At 37.4% G+C, this 17,741-nt stretch carries 18 protein-coding genes; 10 read left to right on the forward strand and 8 right to left on the reverse strand.

Annotation, left to right across the window (positions count from 1 at the left end; all coding sequences use genetic code 11):
* Window positions 1-2: 2 nt before the first annotated feature.
* The 3 genes from baeR to yegS all read left to right on the forward strand — a co-directional run bounded on the left by baeR (window position 3) and on the right by yegS (window position 3,638).
* Window positions 3-695 carry a two-component system response regulator BaeR gene (gene baeR, locus AAZR93_RS04325; protein ID WP_434719631.1) on the forward strand — a complete coding sequence of 231 codons (693 nt, stop codon included), beginning with the start codon at window positions 3-5 and terminating at the stop codon, window positions 693-695.
* Between the two features lie 212 nt (window positions 696-907).
* Window positions 908-2,287 carry a tRNA 5-hydroxyuridine modification protein YegQ gene (yegQ, locus tag AAZR93_RS04330; RefSeq protein WP_434719066.1) on the forward strand — a complete coding sequence of 460 codons (1,380 nt, stop codon included), beginning with the start codon at window positions 908-910 and terminating at the stop codon, window positions 2,285-2,287.
* Window positions 2,288-2,738: 451 nt separating this feature from the next.
* Window positions 2,739-3,638 carry a lipid kinase YegS gene (gene yegS / locus AAZR93_RS04335; protein WP_434719067.1) on the forward strand — a complete coding sequence of 300 codons (900 nt, stop codon included), beginning with the start codon at window positions 2,739-2,741 and terminating at the stop codon, window positions 3,636-3,638.
* Between the two features lie 82 nt (window positions 3,639-3,720).
* Here the strand turns inward: yegS and thiD are convergent, their stop codons facing one another.
* The 3 genes from thiD to AAZR93_RS04350 form a co-directional block, all read right to left on the reverse strand.
* Window positions 3,721-4,518, reverse strand: coding sequence for a bifunctional hydroxymethylpyrimidine kinase/phosphomethylpyrimidine kinase (thiD, locus tag AAZR93_RS04340; protein ID WP_434719068.1), 798 nt, complete (start codon window positions 4,516-4,518; stop codon window positions 3,721-3,723).
* A gap of 241 nt (window positions 4,519-4,759) precedes the next feature.
* Window positions 4,760-5,626 (reverse strand): YjjW family glycine radical enzyme activase, encoded by an 867-nt coding sequence (locus AAZR93_RS04345; protein ID WP_434719069.1) that lies wholly within the window; start codon window positions 5,624-5,626, stop codon window positions 4,760-4,762.
* Window positions 5,598-7,154: a YjjI family glycine radical enzyme gene (locus AAZR93_RS04350; protein WP_434719070.1), complete on the reverse strand. Its 1,557-nt coding sequence runs from the start codon at window positions 7,152-7,154 to the stop codon at window positions 5,598-5,600. Before AAZR93_RS04350 ends, AAZR93_RS04345 begins: the two co-directional genes overlap by 29 nt.
* Window positions 7,155-7,596: 442 nt before the next feature.
* On the opposite strand from AAZR93_RS04350, the gene pagP reads away from it, so the two are divergent.
* The gene (pagP, locus tag AAZR93_RS04355; protein ID WP_336429888.1) at window positions 7,597-8,172 is read left to right on the forward strand and encodes a lipid IV(A) palmitoyltransferase PagP; all 576 of its coding nucleotides are present in this window, start codon (window positions 7,597-7,599) and stop codon (window positions 8,170-8,172) included.
* A gap of 71 nt (window positions 8,173-8,243) precedes the next feature.
* Here pagP and AAZR93_RS04360 read toward each other — a convergent pair whose 3' ends face one another.
* Entirely contained in the window at window positions 8,244-9,617 is a 1,374-nt protein-coding gene (locus tag AAZR93_RS04360) for an amino acid permease (protein WP_294105739.1), read from the reverse strand.
* Window positions 9,618-9,813: 196 nt separating this feature from the next.
* Complete coding sequence (mgrB, locus tag AAZR93_RS04365; RefSeq protein WP_336431509.1) at window positions 9,814-9,960, reverse strand: PhoP/PhoQ regulator MgrB; 147 nt, start codon at window positions 9,958-9,960, stop codon at window positions 9,814-9,816.
* Window positions 9,961-10,292: 332 nt separating this feature from the next.
* On the opposite strand from mgrB, the gene AAZR93_RS04370 reads away from it, so the two are divergent.
* Together AAZR93_RS04370 and yidA are read left to right on the forward strand one after the other, a co-directional pair.
* On the forward strand, window positions 10,293-10,676 hold the full coding sequence (locus AAZR93_RS04370) for a helix-turn-helix domain-containing protein (RefSeq protein WP_336429886.1): 384 nt from the start codon (window positions 10,293-10,295) through the stop codon (window positions 10,674-10,676).
* Between the two features lie 249 nt (window positions 10,677-10,925).
* A complete protein-coding gene (gene yidA / locus AAZR93_RS04375; RefSeq protein WP_434719071.1) occupies window positions 10,926-11,747 on the forward strand; it encodes a sugar-phosphatase in 822 nt (273 codons plus the stop codon).
* A gap of 58 nt (window positions 11,748-11,805) precedes the next feature.
* Here yidA and yddG read toward each other — a convergent pair whose 3' ends face one another.
* Together yddG and AAZR93_RS04385 are read right to left on the reverse strand one after the other, a co-directional pair.
* The gene (yddG, locus tag AAZR93_RS04380; protein WP_434719072.1) at window positions 11,806-12,714 is read right to left on the reverse strand and encodes an aromatic amino acid DMT transporter YddG; all 909 of its coding nucleotides are present in this window, start codon (window positions 12,712-12,714) and stop codon (window positions 11,806-11,808) included.
* A 300-nt stretch (window positions 12,715-13,014) separates the two neighbouring features.
* Complete coding sequence (locus tag AAZR93_RS04385) at window positions 13,015-14,475, reverse strand: alanine/glycine:cation symporter family protein (RefSeq protein ID WP_294105730.1); 1,461 nt, start codon at window positions 14,473-14,475, stop codon at window positions 13,015-13,017.
* Window positions 14,476-15,107: 632 nt separating this feature from the next.
* Between AAZR93_RS04385 and AAZR93_RS04390 the strand changes: the two genes are divergently transcribed.
* Together AAZR93_RS04390 and AAZR93_RS04395 are read left to right on the forward strand one after the other, a co-directional pair.
* Complete coding sequence (locus AAZR93_RS04390) at window positions 15,108-15,356, forward strand: penicillin-binding protein (RefSeq protein ID WP_294105727.1); 249 nt, start codon at window positions 15,108-15,110, stop codon at window positions 15,354-15,356.
* Window positions 15,357-15,757: 401 nt separating this feature from the next.
* Window positions 15,758-16,129, forward strand: coding sequence for a hypothetical protein (locus AAZR93_RS04395; protein ID WP_294105725.1), 372 nt, complete (start codon window positions 15,758-15,760; stop codon window positions 16,127-16,129).
* Between the two features lie 63 nt (window positions 16,130-16,192).
* Here AAZR93_RS04395 and AAZR93_RS04400 read toward each other — a convergent pair whose 3' ends face one another.
* Window positions 16,193-16,573 carry a hypothetical protein gene (locus AAZR93_RS04400; protein WP_294105722.1) on the reverse strand — a complete coding sequence of 127 codons (381 nt, stop codon included), beginning with the start codon at window positions 16,571-16,573 and terminating at the stop codon, window positions 16,193-16,195.
* Between the two features lie 289 nt (window positions 16,574-16,862).
* On the opposite strand from AAZR93_RS04400, the gene AAZR93_RS04405 reads away from it, so the two are divergent.
* Together AAZR93_RS04405 and AAZR93_RS04410 are read left to right on the forward strand one after the other, a co-directional pair.
* Window positions 16,863-17,087, forward strand: a complete 225-nt coding sequence (locus AAZR93_RS04405) for a HEAT repeat domain-containing protein (RefSeq protein WP_294105716.1) — start codon at window positions 16,863-16,865, stop codon at window positions 17,085-17,087.
* A gap of 211 nt (window positions 17,088-17,298) precedes the next feature.
* Window positions 17,299-17,646 (forward strand): hypothetical protein, encoded by a 348-nt coding sequence (locus AAZR93_RS04410; protein ID WP_434719073.1) that lies wholly within the window; start codon window positions 17,299-17,301, stop codon window positions 17,644-17,646.
* Window positions 17,647-17,741 lie beyond the last annotated feature (95 nt).

The following is a 17,741-nucleotide window of genomic DNA, read 5'->3' on the forward strand; positions in this document are numbered from 1 at the left end:
TGATAACAACTGACTCAACCAGTGCACATGTTCTCATCGTCGAAGATGAACCAAAACTTGGACAACTTTTATTTGATTACCTACAGGCGGCGGGCTACTTACCCGCCTTACTTGCTCGAGGCGATGAAGTTATCGATTATGTGCAAGCCACACCGCCTGATTTAATTTTACTGGATTTAATGTTACCAGGAATGGACGGACTAGCGGTTTGTCGTGAACTGCGCAAATTTAGTGAAGTCCCCATCGTCATGGTGACAGCAAAAACAGAAGAAATTGACCGCCTCTTAGGTTTAGAAATTGGTGCGGATGACTATATTTGTAAACCTTTTAGCCCACGAGAAGTAGTCGCTCGAGTTAAAACAATTTTACGCCGCTGCCAACGGACTATTACACCTGAAAAAAATCATACCCAATTAATTATTGATGAAAATGCCTACCAAGTTCGTTATGGCGATAAACTTTTAGAATTGACCCCAGCTGAATTTCGTCTATTAAAATTCATGTCTGATAATACAGGTACCGTATATTCACGCGATCAACTATTAGATATTTTATATGATGACCACCGCGTGGTGACTGATAGAACAATTGATAGCCATGTCAAAAACTTACGACGAAAATTGGAATATCTGGATAACGAAAAAACATTTATTCGCTCAATTTATGGATTAGGCTACAGATGGGATGAATACTGATAAATTACCCTTTTATTTGATAACAAAATTATAACCTTATTTTTTACAAGGGAAATTTGGCATTTCCCGATTTTAGAGTTAAAATCCCCCTTCATTTTATTATGTACCTAAATAATTCAAGATATCTATCACTGATGTAACTTGAATTATCATAGGTATAAATACTGACTCTATTGAGTGAGTACTGACCTGACATCAGATTGAGAATTATCATGTTTACACCCGAATTATTATCCCCAGCAGGTTCTTTGAAGAACATGCGTTATGCCTTCGCCTATGGTGCTGATGCTGTTTATGCGGGACAACCTCGCTACAGCCTACGTGTTCGCAACAACGAATTTAACCATGAAAATCTAGCTAAAGGCATTCAAGAAGCCCATGACCTTGGCAAGAAATTTTATGTGGTCGTCAATATCGCACCACACAATGCCAAACTAAAGACCTTTATCCGCGATTTAACACCTGTGATTGAAATGGGTCCTGATGCCTTAATTATGTCTGACCCCGGATTGATCATGATGGTGCGTGAAGCCTTCCCTGAAATGGACATTCACTTATCCGTACAAGCGAACGCAGTTAACTGGGCATCGGTCAAATTCTGGAAACAGATGGGACTCACCCGCGTTATCTTATCTCGCGAACTTTCTCTTGATGAAATTGCAGAAATTCGTCAACAAGTTCCTGAAATGGAATTAGAGGTTTTCGTTCACGGTGCCCTGTGCATGGCCTATTCAGGTCGTTGTTTGCTTTCCGGTTATATTAATAAGCGTGATCCTAATCAAGGGACTTGTACTAACGCATGCCGCTGGGAATATAAAGTTCAAGAAGGCAAAGAAGACGAAATTGGCAACATCGTCCATGTCCATGAACCTATTGCGGTGAAAAATGTAGCACCGACGCTTGGTGAAGGTGCACCGACAGATAAAGTCTTCATGTTAGAAGAAGCCATGCGCCCAGGCGAATATATGACCGCCTTCGAAGATGAACATGGCACTTACATCATGAACTCAAAAGACTTACGAGCTATTGAACATGTTGAAAATCTAACAAAAATGGGTGTTCACTCCCTCAAGATTGAAGGTCGTACTAAATCTTTTTATTATTGCGCACGCACTGCACAAGTTTATCGCCGTGCCATTGATGATGCCGTTGCTGGTAAACCTTTCGACCCGACCTTATTATCAACACTAGAAGGTTTAGCTCATCGTGGCTATACAGAAGGTTTTTTGCGTCGCCATACCCATGACTCATATCAAACCTATGAATACGGCTATTCTGTTTCCGATACTCAACAATTTGTCGGGGAATTTACCGGTAAGCGAGTTAATGGTCTTGCTGAAGTTGATGTGAAAAATAAATTTAGTGTCGGCGATAGTTTAGAAATGATGACGCCTGCAGGCAATATTGTCTTTACCTTAGATTCACTAACCAACCGTAAAGGTGAATCGATTGAGGTTGCTCCGGGGAATGGTCATATTGTCTATCTACCAATTCCTGACGATGTTGATATCAGTTTTGGTTTGTTAATTCGTAATTTACCAGGAACAACAACCCGTGATCCTCATCTAGCAGATGCCGCGGCCAAAGCCTAACGACTAGAAATAACCCATTAGCCAAAAATTCATATCTAGCTTAATTTATTGCTAGCTGATTGAATTTTTGGCTTTTTGTTATTAAAAAATAGATTAATGTCTTATTAACCTAACATTTCATGCGATAGTCCATATGAGAACCATTCTCGTTATTGACAACTTAGTGTAAAAGTGCACTGAATATCTAATTTTATGCAATAGATCACATCAATTGGCTATTCAATATCGTATAGTCACTATCGAAAACGAAGAACTAGAAAGTCGTAAAATAAGACTAGGAACCACCTCCTTGGCTAGCTCAATCTCCCTTGAGCTAGCCATTTCTTTTATCTACTCTTCGATCCACGTTTTATCTCTCTCCCTTCTGTAAAAATAATGCAAATATTCCCTTTTCTCATTGTAAAGCCTTTATACTTTTAATTGAGATAAAACGAATAAGGAAAACTTGCGCATGAATAACCTCCCATCAGCTATGATTATTCTTAATGGCAAGCAATCAGCTAACCCTGAGCTTCGTAAGGCAATTACTCATCTTCGCGATGAAGGACACACAATTATCGTACGCATCCCTTGGGAGCCTAAAGATACCGATGTGTTTATTGAACAAGCACTCACCCAAGGAATCGATACCATTGTTGCAGCGGGCGGTGATGGCACCATCAACGCGATTTCCTCCGCTTTAATGAAACTGCCCGCCAAGAACCGTCCAATTATGGGTATTTTACCCATGGGAACCGCCAATGATTTTGCCACGAGCGCAAATATCCCGGCTGATATCGAACAAGCTCTCGCTTTAGCGGTAAAAGGAAAAGCCGTAGAAATTGACTTAGGCCAAGTCAATGAACATTATTATTTTATGAATATGGCAACCGGTGGTTTTGGTACACGCATTACCACGGAAACACCCGAAGCATTAAAATCAGCTTTAGGCGGTGCAGCATATGTAATTAATGGATTATTGCGCCCTGATACATTGAAAACGGATATCTGTAAGATTGAAGCTGACAATTTCAGTTGGGAAGGCGAAACGTTAGTCGTTGCTATCGGAAATGGCCGCCAAGCCGGCGGGGGTCAGCAATTAACACCTGCGGCGCTAATTAATGATGGCGTTTTAAATCTATTAATTGTGCCCGCAAGAGATGTGATACCCGCTTTACTAACTAATCTATTTTCTTCTGATAAAAATCAGCATCTCATTGAAAAAACCAGCACATGGATAAAAATTTCATCGCCTCATAATATGGTTTTAAACCTCGATGGTGAGCCACTTTCTGGGGATAATTTTACCTTTACATTGATCCCCAATGCATTGCGTTGTCGGCTACCACCACAATGTAATTTATTACTGTAGTGAGCCTTTCTCTTAACAATATTGCATTTACGTAATCGCCCTCATTCCTCATAACACTGCATTGTTAGAGGGCGGTTACCTATTACCACCAAGCATGGAAATGATGAACAGGACCTATCCCCCGCCCAACTTCTAGACTATCGGCTTGTTCTAGCGCAGCTTGTAAATAGGCTTTAGCTTCCACTACAGTCGTCTGCCAATCAATATAACGAGGTCTAAGCGCAGCTAATGCGGCAGAGAGCGTACAACCAGTTCCATGCGTATTTTTTGTATTTACCCTCGGTGAGGTAAATCGCCATTCACCTTGTCTGGTAATAAGCCAGTCAGGGCTTTGTGCATCACTTAAATGACCACCTTTCATTAAAACAGCCTGACAACCTAAGTCTAATAATTGATAACCTTGGCTCAGCATTTGGCTTTCAGTTTCGGCCATTTTTTGACTTAACAATACCGCTGCCTCTGGCAAATTAGGCGTAATCAAAGAAACTGTAGGTAATAATTCTTGGCGCAATGCATCAACTGCATCGGGCAGTAATAACGGATCGCCACTTTTTGCAACCATGACGGTATCGAGAACAATATAAGGAATTGAATATTGCTTTAAAGCCTCAGCAACTACAAAGATATTGCGTTGATTTGATAACATACCTATTTTAGCGCTATCGATTCGAACATCACTCAATACAGACTCAAGTTGCGCGGCAACAAATTCTTCTGGCAAATTATGGACAGACTGAACCCCAAGGGTATTTTGCGCGACCAATGCCGTAATGACACTTGTTCCATAAGCACCTAACGCAGAGAATGCTTTTAAATCTGCTTGTATACCTGCGCCCCCTGAAGGATCAGTTCCGGCTATGGTTAGCGCATTGACTCTCATTAATTGCCACTCCTATTCGAATACTGGGTGATTATTTAAGTTTAGAAATCATAACCTTCAACTTTACCGTTTAACATTCTCAACGCATTTCAGTTATGAATAAAAAAGCGTATTAAATCAGATAATAAGATTTACTTGATTGTCGCACATGTTTTCACAAATACCAGTATTTCCCACTCGCTATTTTTATTGAGGGAAAACTTAATTGGAAATAGGCTAAATTTATTTGAAGGGATAGAAATTACAAATAGACATTAGGTAAATGTAGATTGGTCACACCGCGGTCACGTAATAATTGGGCAAAAGATTCAATTTCAACTTGCTTTGCCGCTGCCCAACTTGCGGCTTCGTTGGTGACACCATGATTTTGAAAGGCATTGATTTTAATTCGTGTAGACGAAGAAAGTTGACGTAAAAACGCGGCTAAAACATCAATATTTTCGAGATAATCCGTTTGATTGGGAATAAATAACAAACGTAATTCGTATAATTTTCCGGCTTGCGCTAATAAATCAATACTATCAAATACTTTCTGATTATCTCTACCCGTGAGTTTTAAGGCGCATTCATTCCCCCACGCTTTTAGGTCGATCATGACACCATCGGTATTCGGTAATACTTTATGCCATCCAGTGGACGATAAATGTCCATTACTATCAATAAAACAGGTCAAATGAGACAGAGTTGGTGACTGTTTTATCTCATTAAATAAATCGATAATAAAAGGCAGTTGTGTCGTAGCTTCCCCACCACTGATAGTAACACCATTGAGGAAAGCGACATTCTTCGTTAAACTTTGAATCATACTGTCGACACTAAGCTGCTTCGTCATCGGGCTGGCGTTTTTGGTACAAGTTTGCAGGCAAGTATCACATTGCTGACACGCGATGTTATCCCATACCACTTTGCCCGCAATTAAAGATAATCCACCATGTGGACAAGTGGGAACACAATCCCCACAGTCGTCACATAGCGCCATAGTATAGGGGTTGTGGCAATTCAAACAGCGCAGATTGCATCCTTGCAAAAATAGCACTTGCCGATTACCAGGCCCATCGACACAAGAAAATGGAATCAGTTTATTGAGTGTAGCGCATCGATTGCTCATGGCTTATCACTCGTTGTTGACGCGACTGAATTTTGCAATTTTTTGTTGCTTCATCCCCTAACCACGTAGTGTTATTTCTTGAACCTTCCGTTTTAAATTTCTCAATATCCGATAATCTCACCATATAGCCGGTGACGCGCACTAAATCATTGTTCGCAACGTTTGCTGTAAACTCACGCATACCATGACTAAAGGCCCCTTTACAGAGCTGTAAAAGTGCTTGAGGATTTTGTTTGATAGTTTCATCAATAGTCAGAATATCACTGATCCCCGACACATAATATTGATGGTGAGGAGCAACTGTCATGATATGAGAAACTGGATCAGGCTCTTCACCATAAGGAATACGTGCACCTGGCGTTGTCTCGCTATCAGAGCTAATACCTGATTGTGCATGCAACATCGCTTTATGATTAAAGCCATATTTAACAGGAGTGGATTCAACGAAGTCCGCTAATTGTTCACTAATTTGATAAGCAAGAGGTAATGCCGGTGAGTCCGGTGCATAAAGATTTGTGGTGCCCTCTTTTTCCATCAAAATATTGACCGCTTCTGCTAAGCCATAAATACCAAACATCGGGGCAAAACGTTCGGGTGCAATCAACCCTTCATGTACAAGGAAACTTGTTTGAAAGAAATTAGACTCTTCGTATAAGAAAGCCGTTCGTTTCTCAATCAATTCCATTTGCAGGTCACAATACTTTTTCAATTGCACAGTTAAAAAATCGGTAGAATTTTCACTACGCAAGGCGACCTCGCGTAAATTGATACGCACCAACGTGCTACCGCCCCCTGCTATAGGGAGTGAATTATAACAACTGACTATGCCATAACCTTTTTCATCAAACGCAGCGCTGTGAATAATATCGTTAGCAATATGCGGTTTGCTACATTCACAAATATTTTCGATAGCCTGTAAAAATAGCGATTCAGGCGTGCGTTGTGGGTGATATACAAAGGTTAAATTTGGTGCGACCTGTTTAAGTTCAGCATCGATGCGTAAAATCAGACGACAAATAATATTATCTTCAGGCCCAATATTGGCATGCATAAAGGCATCAGGTAGCGTGCGATCGAGCATGACCCAAAACCGTTTTAGCTTAGGATATAGTTGTTCTTCAGTATAATTTGCAACGTATGGCATTAACAATCTATCTAAATACCCAAGAAAAACTGGAAATCCGGTTACTGAAGGCACGTGATGATACAGGATCATCAAATGATTAAGTGCATCATCAAAATCTTCCGCTGGTGCTAATTCTAGATAGGCAGAACCCAGTTGTAGAAAACGCTCATAATCAGGCAGTACATAGCGAGGTTTATACGGCGCATGACCTTCATACATGTCACAAATAACACGTGTATCCAAAGCAGTTTTCAACGGTTCGCTTAATGCTAAATAAGGAATATTATTTTCAGCTTCTAATGCCAGAAAATTAGCTTTCTGTTTTGGCGATAACAAGGTATCAGTAGCAATGGACAAACACTTGGCTTGGTATTCGGTTAATACGTCGTGACGCTTCATCATATCAATGCCTCTGTACTTTTAATTGGCGCTTAAAAGCGCTAATACAATCAAAATCAACATTGCAGCAAGAACCTACTGCTCATTGCTGCTACTTAATATCACCATTTCAGCGCATTGCTGCTTGCTAGTATTTGATTTGAATCATCATTACTGGAGTTGCTCTCAATTTATTTTTTAAATTGACGCATTTATTGTTTTCTTTGACTTAAATGAGTAGACAACAAGAGACTTACATTCATTTTTAGGTAATAAACTATTTTGACGCGTTTTTTAAACCATTGTGCTACATAATGCAATAAATGCTGTCATCTTCCATTTATCTTATTTAAAATAATGTTTATTCATAATAATTACAAAAATGCTAATATAATTATTATTAGCAAGCCGATTATCTTCATCAATATAAAATTTTTATCCAAAAGATAAACAAGACGGATTTACAATGAGAGTAACTAAAAATATACAATCAGTAGTCGCTAAGTCACTACTCGTGACGACTATCATCTGCACATCGTCAACTGCATTAGCTGAAGAGCAGTCCACAGGGCTATGGGACAAATTTACTAACAATGTTAGTACGACTTGGCAGTCTGACAACTACGAACTTTATGTTCCTGCTTTCACATGGCATAACCGCTTTACTTACGATAAAAAGAAAACGGATAGCTACAATGAACAACCATGGGGCATTGGTTTCGGTAAATATCGTTTTGATGAAGACAATGATTGGCACGCCCTATACGCTATGATGTTTAAAGATTCACATAATAAATTTGAGCCTATTGTCGGATATGGCTTCCAAAAAATGTGGATACCCGGTGAGCTAGATGGTTTTCGCATGGGTGCGGGTTTTACATTAAGTATTACAGCTCGTGATGATTATCACTATATCCCCATACCTGTTCCACTGCCATTAGTGTCAGTGGAATATGATAGGCTATCTCTACAAGCAACCTATATTCCTGGTACCTACAATAACGGTAACGTGTTATTTGCCTGGTTACGCTGGCAGTGGTGATCTTAATTAAATAAAAAATGGCCGGAGATTAAATCTACCGGCCATTTTTTTATTTTACATTTCAAGCACTTTTATTTTGCCGTATCATCAGCTAAATTTTGTTTTTTAGTTCCTGAAAACTGATAACCAATCCACAGTACCGCAATCCACAATGGCATAATCAGCACTGAGACTCGTAATCCATCCATCATCAAAATAATGATAAGGATCAGCGAAAGGAAAGCTAAGCACAAGTAATTTCCATAGGGATACCAAATACTTTTAAACTTAGTTTTAACTCCATCCTTGTCCATTGCAGCTCTAAATTTCAAGTTAGAAATACAAATCATAATCCAGTTGATCACTAACGTGGTCACCACTAAGGACATCAATAACTCAAAGGCGCGCCCTTCCATCACAAAGTTGATTAAAATACCACCCGAGGTCGCAATACCTGAAATAACTAAAGCCATGACAGGTACACCGCCTTTATTGACTTTCGCCATAAACTTAGGGGCATTACCTTGTTGAGCAAGGCCATATAACATGCGGCTAGTGCAATAGGCACCACTGTTATAAACCGACAGTGCCGCAATTAATATCACCACATTCAATGCGTTTGCTACAAGCAAGTCACCTAGCTCGTGGAATATCAACACAAATGGGCTGGTTTTTCCATCAAGGTCGACCCATGGAAATAGCGCCAGTAACACAGCAAGTGAACCGATATAAAATATTAAAATACGGTAAACAACTTGATTAATCGCTTTAGGAATGCTTTTTTCTGGATCTTCCGCTTCAGCGGCGGTGATCCCAACGAGTTCTAATCCACCGAAAGAGAACATTATGATAGCGAGAGCCATAAATAAACCCATAGAACCTTTGGCAAAAAATCCGCCATATTCCCATAAGTTACTGACTTTCGCTTGAGGGCCACCATGGCCACTAAACAATAAATAACAACCAAAAATAATCATTGCCACAACAGCGACAACTTTAATCAATGCAAACCAGAATTCAGTTTCGCCATAAGAACGAACATTCACTAAATTTATGGCATTTACCGCAATAAAAAAGACAGCCGCAGAAACCCAAATAGGGAGTTCTGGCCACCAATGTTGCATATATTTGCCTGCGGCTGTCAGTTCTGTCATTCCAACTAGAATAAACATTACCCAGTAATTCCAACCGGATAAGAAGCCTGCAAAACCACCCCAATATTTATATGCAAAATGACTAAATGAACCTGCAACGGGCTCTTGTACAATCATTTCCCCTAACTGACGCATGATCAGAAAGGCAATAAAACCACACAATGCATATCCTAACAATACAGATGGCCCTGCCATTTGTATTGTTGTCGCTATTCCAAGAAACAGCCCTGTACCAACAGCGCCCCCCAAAGCAATCAATTGGATGTGTCTATTTTTTAATCCACGCTTTAGCGTTTGTTGCTGTTGCGCCATAACTTTACCCTTTTCGTCCTGTTACTTGCTTGTTATCGTCCAAAGTCGTGATAATCGATAAGTTTATTTGAATTCTCTGATTAACACTACTTAAAAGCTGATTTAGTCCTTGTCTTTATTTTTCATAATATTACACAATAGCCATTATTGATAATGATGACGACAAAATATCAGCATGGCGTATTAAAAAACAAATTCAAAACGGTAACAAGTCTGTTATGCGACAGATACCAAAGATAAAATTCTCCCCCCCCTGATCGCAGAGGCTATCCATGGCTAAAAGATAAAGAAATACACAGATAATGATGATACTCACGATAAATACTAGCTTTCTTCCAAACACCGATATTCCTTAAAACTTTCACTGATGATTTTTCTTACTCAAATGATTACAATGTTAAAGCTTCATAAGCTTTAGTTGGTATCACTTAAGAATCACCTGTAATACATTCAAAAAATGAATACTACCCTAAGCCCTTGATTGAAATTTGAGGAAAATGAGCATTTCACGTATTTTCATAAAATAACTGTTCATTTTAACCGCAATCAAGCATTAACTTATTCTGATTGTGCTTTTTTTATTCAAAAAATGGATGATACCGCACAAGCAGCCTTTGTCATGGTGAAATGAAGTTGTGTATACTTCGGTTACCGTAAAACTAGAAATAATTTGAGATGCCACAAGATAATCATTTAGCACTTGTCTATGCTTTGAGTAAATGGATAGAAGAACACTTAGGCCGAGTTATTCACTTAGAAGAGCTTGCCGCCTACTCTGGCTATTCACTTTGGCATATGCAAAAAATATTCAAAGAAGTGACTGGAATTTCGTTGGGAAAATATATTCGCCAACGTCGCCTCGCTGGCGCAGTTAACCTACTAAGAAACAGTACCCAATCTATTTTTGATATTGCCTTAGATTTTGGGTTTGGTTCACAATCACATTTTACCTACATGTTCCGTAAAGAATATGACATTACACCATTTGATTTTAGACAAAATGAGCAAATTTATTTAGAAGTTAAGCAACCTTTACATCTAACCCATGAATACGAGTGAATATGTTTAATCGCATTAAAATCCCCTGTCTGACATTTTAATGCGCTAAGCCATCATCATTTCCATGGGACAAGAAGCGATCACAGTAGTATTGAGCCACAGCAGTAATGAACAATGGATATTGAACAAGCGCTTTAAAACGTGCTGTTCAATCACACTTATTACTACACGACAGTTCTGTGTCAATTTACATTTTTAATATTTAGAGTAAGGTATTTGGATAAAAACTCTCAATTATAGGAGGCGTTGATGTCTATCAAACTAGTCGCTATTGATTTAGATGGTACCTTGCTAAATTCGCTACACCAAATATCCCCAGCAGTTAAAGCCGCTATCGCGCAAGCTAAACAAAAAGGCATACAGGTCGTTCTCGCTTCCGGCCGTCCTTATACCGGCATTCAACCTTATCTAAAAGAGCTTGGCCTTGATACTGCAAATGATTATTGCATCAGCAATAATGGTAGTGTCATCCATCAAGCCCATGATGGTAGCCACTTAGTTGAAAACCTATTAGATTTTGCTGACTATCTTTACTTTGAAGAGCTATCACGAAATATTGGTGTTCATTTGCACGCCCTTGCAGAGAATACAATGTTTACGGCTAATCGACATATAAGTCACTATACTATTTATGATGCTTATTTAACTAACTCTCCGCTTGTTTACTGCCCAGTTAATGAGATGGAATCATCGCTAAAATTTACCAAAATTATGATGATTGATTGTCCAGAAAAATTAGACATCGGTATCAGTTATATTCCAGAAAATACGTACGAAAATTACTCATTAATTAAAACTAGCCCCTATTACCTCGAAATATCGAACAACACGTCAAATAAAGGGACTGCGCTACAAGTTATCTGTGAAAAACTAGGTATCACTCCAGATAAAGTCATGAGTATTGGTGACCAAAATAACGACATTCAAATGCTAAAGTATGCGAGTGTTTCAGTTGCGATGGGTAACTCACAGGAACATATTCAAAAATTGGCTAAGTTTGTGACAAAAACGAATGATGATGACGGCGTTGCCATCGCAATCAATAAGTTTATTAATCCCGAAAATCAATAACGTTGACAATCATTATCACGCTCGTATTAACGAGCGTTTTACGGTGAAAACGACTAACTTAATTAATGTGCTTTTTATTTGAATATTGACGTGTTGCAATATAGCAAGTAATAGAGCCTATAGTCACCATAAGCACACCCTGCCAAAATCCTAACGTCAACGCAGTACTGAGTAACATCGATGAAAAAGCCGTTGATATAACAGGTGTAAAATAAGATAGCGTCCCTAAAAAAGCAACATTGCCTTTGATAACCGCTAAAGTCCAAAGTGCATTCGCCCCACCCGTTGCAATTGAAGCTAATATCAATAAAGAAACACTGTTAAATGTGACATTAAATACGGTTGGCTCTTCAAATAGATACAAACCCCAAAGCCCTAATGATGTCATCATGAAAAATAACACCATTCCATTATGACCACCTGAAATTCGTTTAGTTACATTGCTATAAAAAGACCATAAAATGGCACCAATAAAGGCTAAAAGATAACAAAGCGGGTTACTTTTAATATTATTAATAATTGCATCAAACGAGATAGGCTGATCGCCAGAAATAACCCAGAGCAACCCCGAGAATGCCAAAACTAAACCAATAGACAGTAATACTGTAAATCGTTGTCGATTAAAAAAGACCGCCAAAGCGATAGTAAAACTCGGCCATAAATAGTTCACCATACCTAATTCTATCGCTTGTTGTCGATTATTGGCTAACCCTAACGCTAAAACAAAGCAAATCTCATAACTGATAAAGAGTAATGAACCCCAAAATAAATAGCGTTTTGGGTAAAGGCTTATTTTAGGTAACCCCATCACTACCATTAAGACAATAGTCCCAGTGGTATAAACTAATGCAGCACCGCCAACTGGACCAAAATTTTCACTCACATTGCGTATTAATCCAACCATGGTACTCCACAATAAGATGGATATTACGCCGTAAAATGTTGCTGCATGCTGCCCTAATTTCATGTTGTTCTCGACTGTCTTTCTAATCCGCTAAGATAATAATATTGTCATATAAAAAAACCTTAAAGCTCAATAGATTATTAATCAAGCATTTTCACTAAGGTTATTTTTAAAATAGATAAAATTAGATAGAAGGCACATAACAACAGAGCGGCTATTATGGTTTAATGAATAATACTAATGATCACCAATCTAAAAATATTAATATTTTTTAATCATAAAAGACTGCGCCCCAAAAGCGACTATTCCACTGTTGAGGCGCAATACAAAATAATACTAATCGGATATACTTCCACGGCTATTTTACTGACTAGTCTCTTTTTTTATCCACTGCTCCACTTGTTCTTTTTCCCAGATCCCATCTTCAAATTGTTTTTTCAATTCAGGGTGCTGGTTAATATCAAAGGTGGGGACCTTTCCATCACTTAATTGCTGGTTATAATCTTTCGCTAATTTAAACGCAATTCCAGATAACAAAAGAATCGCAATTAAATTAGTAATCGCCATTAGCCCCATAGACAGATCTGCGAGTTTCCATATCAGTGGCATTTCAGCTAATGCACCAAACATCACCATACCTAAGGCTGCTAAGCGAAAAATAAATAAGCCTGCTGTATGATTATTTTCCAAGAAAATCATATTGCTTTCTGCATAGGCATAATTAGCAATAATAGATGTAAAGGCAAAGAAAAATATTGCGACTGCAATGAAAGTGGAACCCCAACTGCCTACTGCAGAAGAAAGTGCGAGTTGCGTTAGCTCTATTCCATTAATGTTATCAAGAGGGCCTTCTAATACTCCGGAAGATAGGATAATAATCGCCGTTGCACTACAGATAACGATGGTATCCATAAATACACCCAGCATTTGCACATAGCCTTGTGAGGCAGGATGTGGAGGATAAGGTGATGCCGAAGCCGCCGCATTAGGTGCCGACCCCATACCAGCCTCATTTGAAAATAAGCCACGTTGAATACCTTGTGTCATTGCTTGGGCTACGCCATACCCTACCGCCCCACCAGCCGCCTCTTGCAATCCAAATGCATTACGGATAATCAACATGAAAACTTCAGGCAAACGGTCAATATGATGCCCCACGACCCAAAATGCTAATATTAAATAAGCTAGAGCCATTACTGGAACAACTAATTCAGCAACTTTGGCAATTGATTTTAATCCGCCAAAAATAACAATCCCACTTAAAAAAACCAAGCCTATTCCAACGTAAAGCGGGTTAAAATCAAATGCCACTGCAGTTGCTTGCGCGATTGAATTAGCTTGAACAGCATTGAACACTAATCCAAATGCAATAATAAGAAATATAGAAAACAATACCCCCATCCATCTTTGGTTTAAGCCTTTTTGCATATAATACGAAGGCCCGCCTCGATAATTTCCCTGATCATCTTTAGTTTTATATAACTGAGCCAAAGTACACTCAACGAAAGAAGTTGCCATGCCAAGTAATGCAACAACCCACATCCAAAAAATTGCGCCTGGTCCACCCGCAGTAAGTGCAATAGCAACGCCAGTTAAATTGCCCGTTCCCACCCTAGCCGCCAGGCTCGTGCAAAGCGCTTGAAATGAAGAAATACCTGCTTTATCTGACTTTTTACTGTTTTTTAAAACACCAAACATATGGCTAAAGTGTCTTATTTGAATAAATCCAGATCTAATCGTGAAGTACAGGCCTGCTCCAAGTAATAAATAAATAAGCAATGACCCCCAAATAATATTACTCAGTGAGTTTATATATTCTATCAAATTACGCTCCTTTTTTATTGAATCAACTAATGAAACATCTAGTTGATAATTATTTCGCTCCATATTAGCCAATATCTAAAACGCATAAACCATGAATGAAACTTTAAATTAAAAACAAAAATGCCATCCTTCAGTAAGGGGTCGAAATTATATTCTTTTATCTTTCTTGTAAATTGATTTTTGTTTTTATTATTAAACTAATTTCTTAATTTTTAATTAAATATAACATACCCTCGAAAGCAGAAAGAAAAAAATACTTAATTTTCATTGGCTTATATAACACCCAGCCTTCGCGTGCACGACAAAAATCAAACGTTTGATTTTTAGCTATTTTTTTAATCAAATAACAAGTATGATTAATAACTTTAACTAACTCATAGCTTTCATATTCAAAAAAAATAAGCAATAAATTAGTTTTCCATTTTAATTGAAGCACTAATATCACACTAAATAAATTATTTAAATTCAGTTAAGAACTATTATTAAAATTAGAAACAAAAATTAAAGTTAATATTAAAACCCCAACTCTATATTTATTATTCTTTTTTGTATCATCCAAATAAGATTATTGCTTATAACTAATGATAACAATACACTGAGTGAAATTTAGTTTTTAGATAAAGGGTTAAAAAATGGAAATTAACATTAAAGTTTCAGATGACTCCGTTTCAAAACTGACCGAAAAAGCTTATGACCTTTTCACTGCTGAGTTAAAAGCCAGAGTATTAGAGGTCTATCCGAGTAGTAATTTAAAAGTGACTCATGATTGCGGACCAACAACCTTTACAACAAGTGGTTTTCATGATGACAAAGAAGCACATATCGTTTTGCATGAGTTAGTCGAAGACGTATTAAAGCATGGCTACTGGTCAAAAGCGTAATTCCAATATCGTAGCCAAATTCTTGCAAACTCTTTCATGAGGGCAATTTGGCTACCTTTTAAGAAACGTACGACAATTCTTCTCTATTCGCCAATCCTAATAAGCCCCACGTTAGTATCCAACGATAGTGTCCATCGCTGATCAAAATCATATTTTCCTTTAACTTCTCAAGAGACCTCATAAATTCTCTGTATTTTCATTCGCTATATGATAAAGTATATAACGTAATTTTCATTACATTGCTTTTGCTAATTATGGCAGCCAGTATTTATACTGGCTTTTTTTTATGAAATCATGCTAAAAATCCTCTTCCTACCCCCCTTTTAGGGCTATTCTGCTATAGTAGTTTATCGTTATCATTTAAAGTTAACATTCATTGAGTACAAACTAGAGGTATTACTATGAAGCGTTTATTACTGGCTTTATGCCTAACTCCTGCCCTTGCTATAGCAAGCAATGCCCCACTAAATATAAGCGAACTGGCAAGCGATTATTGCGATATTACAGGTCAAACGCTAAGTGAAGCATACAGCACGGATAAAAGCAGTAGTGAATTAACCCGTAATACAATTGAACGCTTAAAAAGCGAAAAGGTTGATTTAGCCAAATTAGAAACTCTCGAAACAGATCTACGCCAAAATTTAGCAACAGCTATAGATACTGTACGCGCGAACAAATCTCAATTTGCCAATAAAGCAGATTTCATGACATCTCTAAATGATTCAATTTCTGCATGCAAAATTCAAACTGAATTACTTTTAAACAAGCCTTAATTGAACATATAAAAATAGTGCCCAAAATACTCAGGGCACTATTTTCATGTTTAGTATATAAATTTATGATTTTTTATCAGTGTCCTGACATAAATTATCGATTGCTAATTTGATTTCTGGCGTTTCACTCACCAATAATTGGTCATGCTCTGAAAATGCCCCAGACTGCACATCAATATTTGCCACAAAAGGTAAAAATTCAGTTTGTGAAGCAAGTCGATATAACCCGCAAACCCGGTAACTTTCCCCTTCCTTATACTGGTTTTTTTGTGCTATTTTCACATTATCAAATATAACAGACTCTGTTGAAGCGAGTTTTTTCTCAACGCGTTGTTGTGCAGCTTTTTTAATATCAGAATCACCAATACTGGTAAAATATTGGTAAGAAAATGTTCCTAACGCCAACAATACAACGATTAGTAGCTTAGTTTTTATTCGTTTCAACGTTCAGTCCTTCTTGCAGAATGAGAAATGGCCTAAATTATAATAGTATCACCCCTTTGATGATGAACAAAATGAGCCATTAATCCACCCGCTCCTACCTTGTCTGTCAATTTATACCCGCTCTTGACAATAAATCAGATTAACTATGTAACTAAATATAATTATTAATATAAATATAATTTTTCACCACTATATTAATCAGTCAATCATTGATAAAAAAAACATTTTTTATTTTTAACGATAGTTTTATACTATAAATCTCTACTCTCATACTTAAATTATTAATTACATGAAAGAAAAAATCGTAAAAAATTTAGTAGAATTAACCTATGGTGCAAACAATGATGTTAAAATCGCTGCTATCAATGCATTAGGTGACTACAAATGCTCTATTGAACAACAAGATGCAATTAATAGACTGATAAATCTATGTGATGATTATAATAAAGATATTGCTGTGGCATCAATTATTTCATTAAGTAAATTAGCAAAATTTTTTTCTGATAGTCAGTAATAAAAAAGGATGAAAATATAATAATCAACATGACGGAATTATTATTTCGTTAACTTAAAATTAAATTTATTAACAGAAAATTTTCATTGTGAATAAATAATGGATAAAAATAGTCCCAATTATGATTTATTCATTTATTTAGGTAAAGTAAATTGAATTATTAAATTTAGCTGCCAAAATAATAATCAACAGATATAAAAAGGAATAAATTATGAATATCTTAAAACCTCTGATTATTACAGCTAGTTTAATGGCCGTCAGCTTTTCAACTTTAGCATATCATGGTGATGGCTATAGGAACGATGATGGCTCATGGCATAGAGGCTCATCTCAAAATGGGCAACAATATGATAATAGACCTTGCGATAATAACCGTCATTCCAATTATTCAGGCCGCCATCGTGGAATGATGCAATATTCAACTACCGTTCAAACTACACAACCGGAAGAAGCCTTAAAAAAGATTACTGCTAATGTGCCTAAAGGTGAAAATGGGAAGCAATATCAAGTACGAGTTTCTGTTATTGAAATCACACCAAATACACAAACACAAAATTAATAACTTATTTAGGGCAGCAAAAGCTGCCCTTTAACTTATTCTGTCAGATTAAAATATTTATTTTCAGTCTAGTGAGACACTATTAAAACTTAATA

The organism is Providencia sp. Je.9.19 (assembly GCF_051129765.1).
GTDB lineage: Bacteria > Pseudomonadota > Gammaproteobacteria > Enterobacterales > Enterobacteriaceae > Providencia.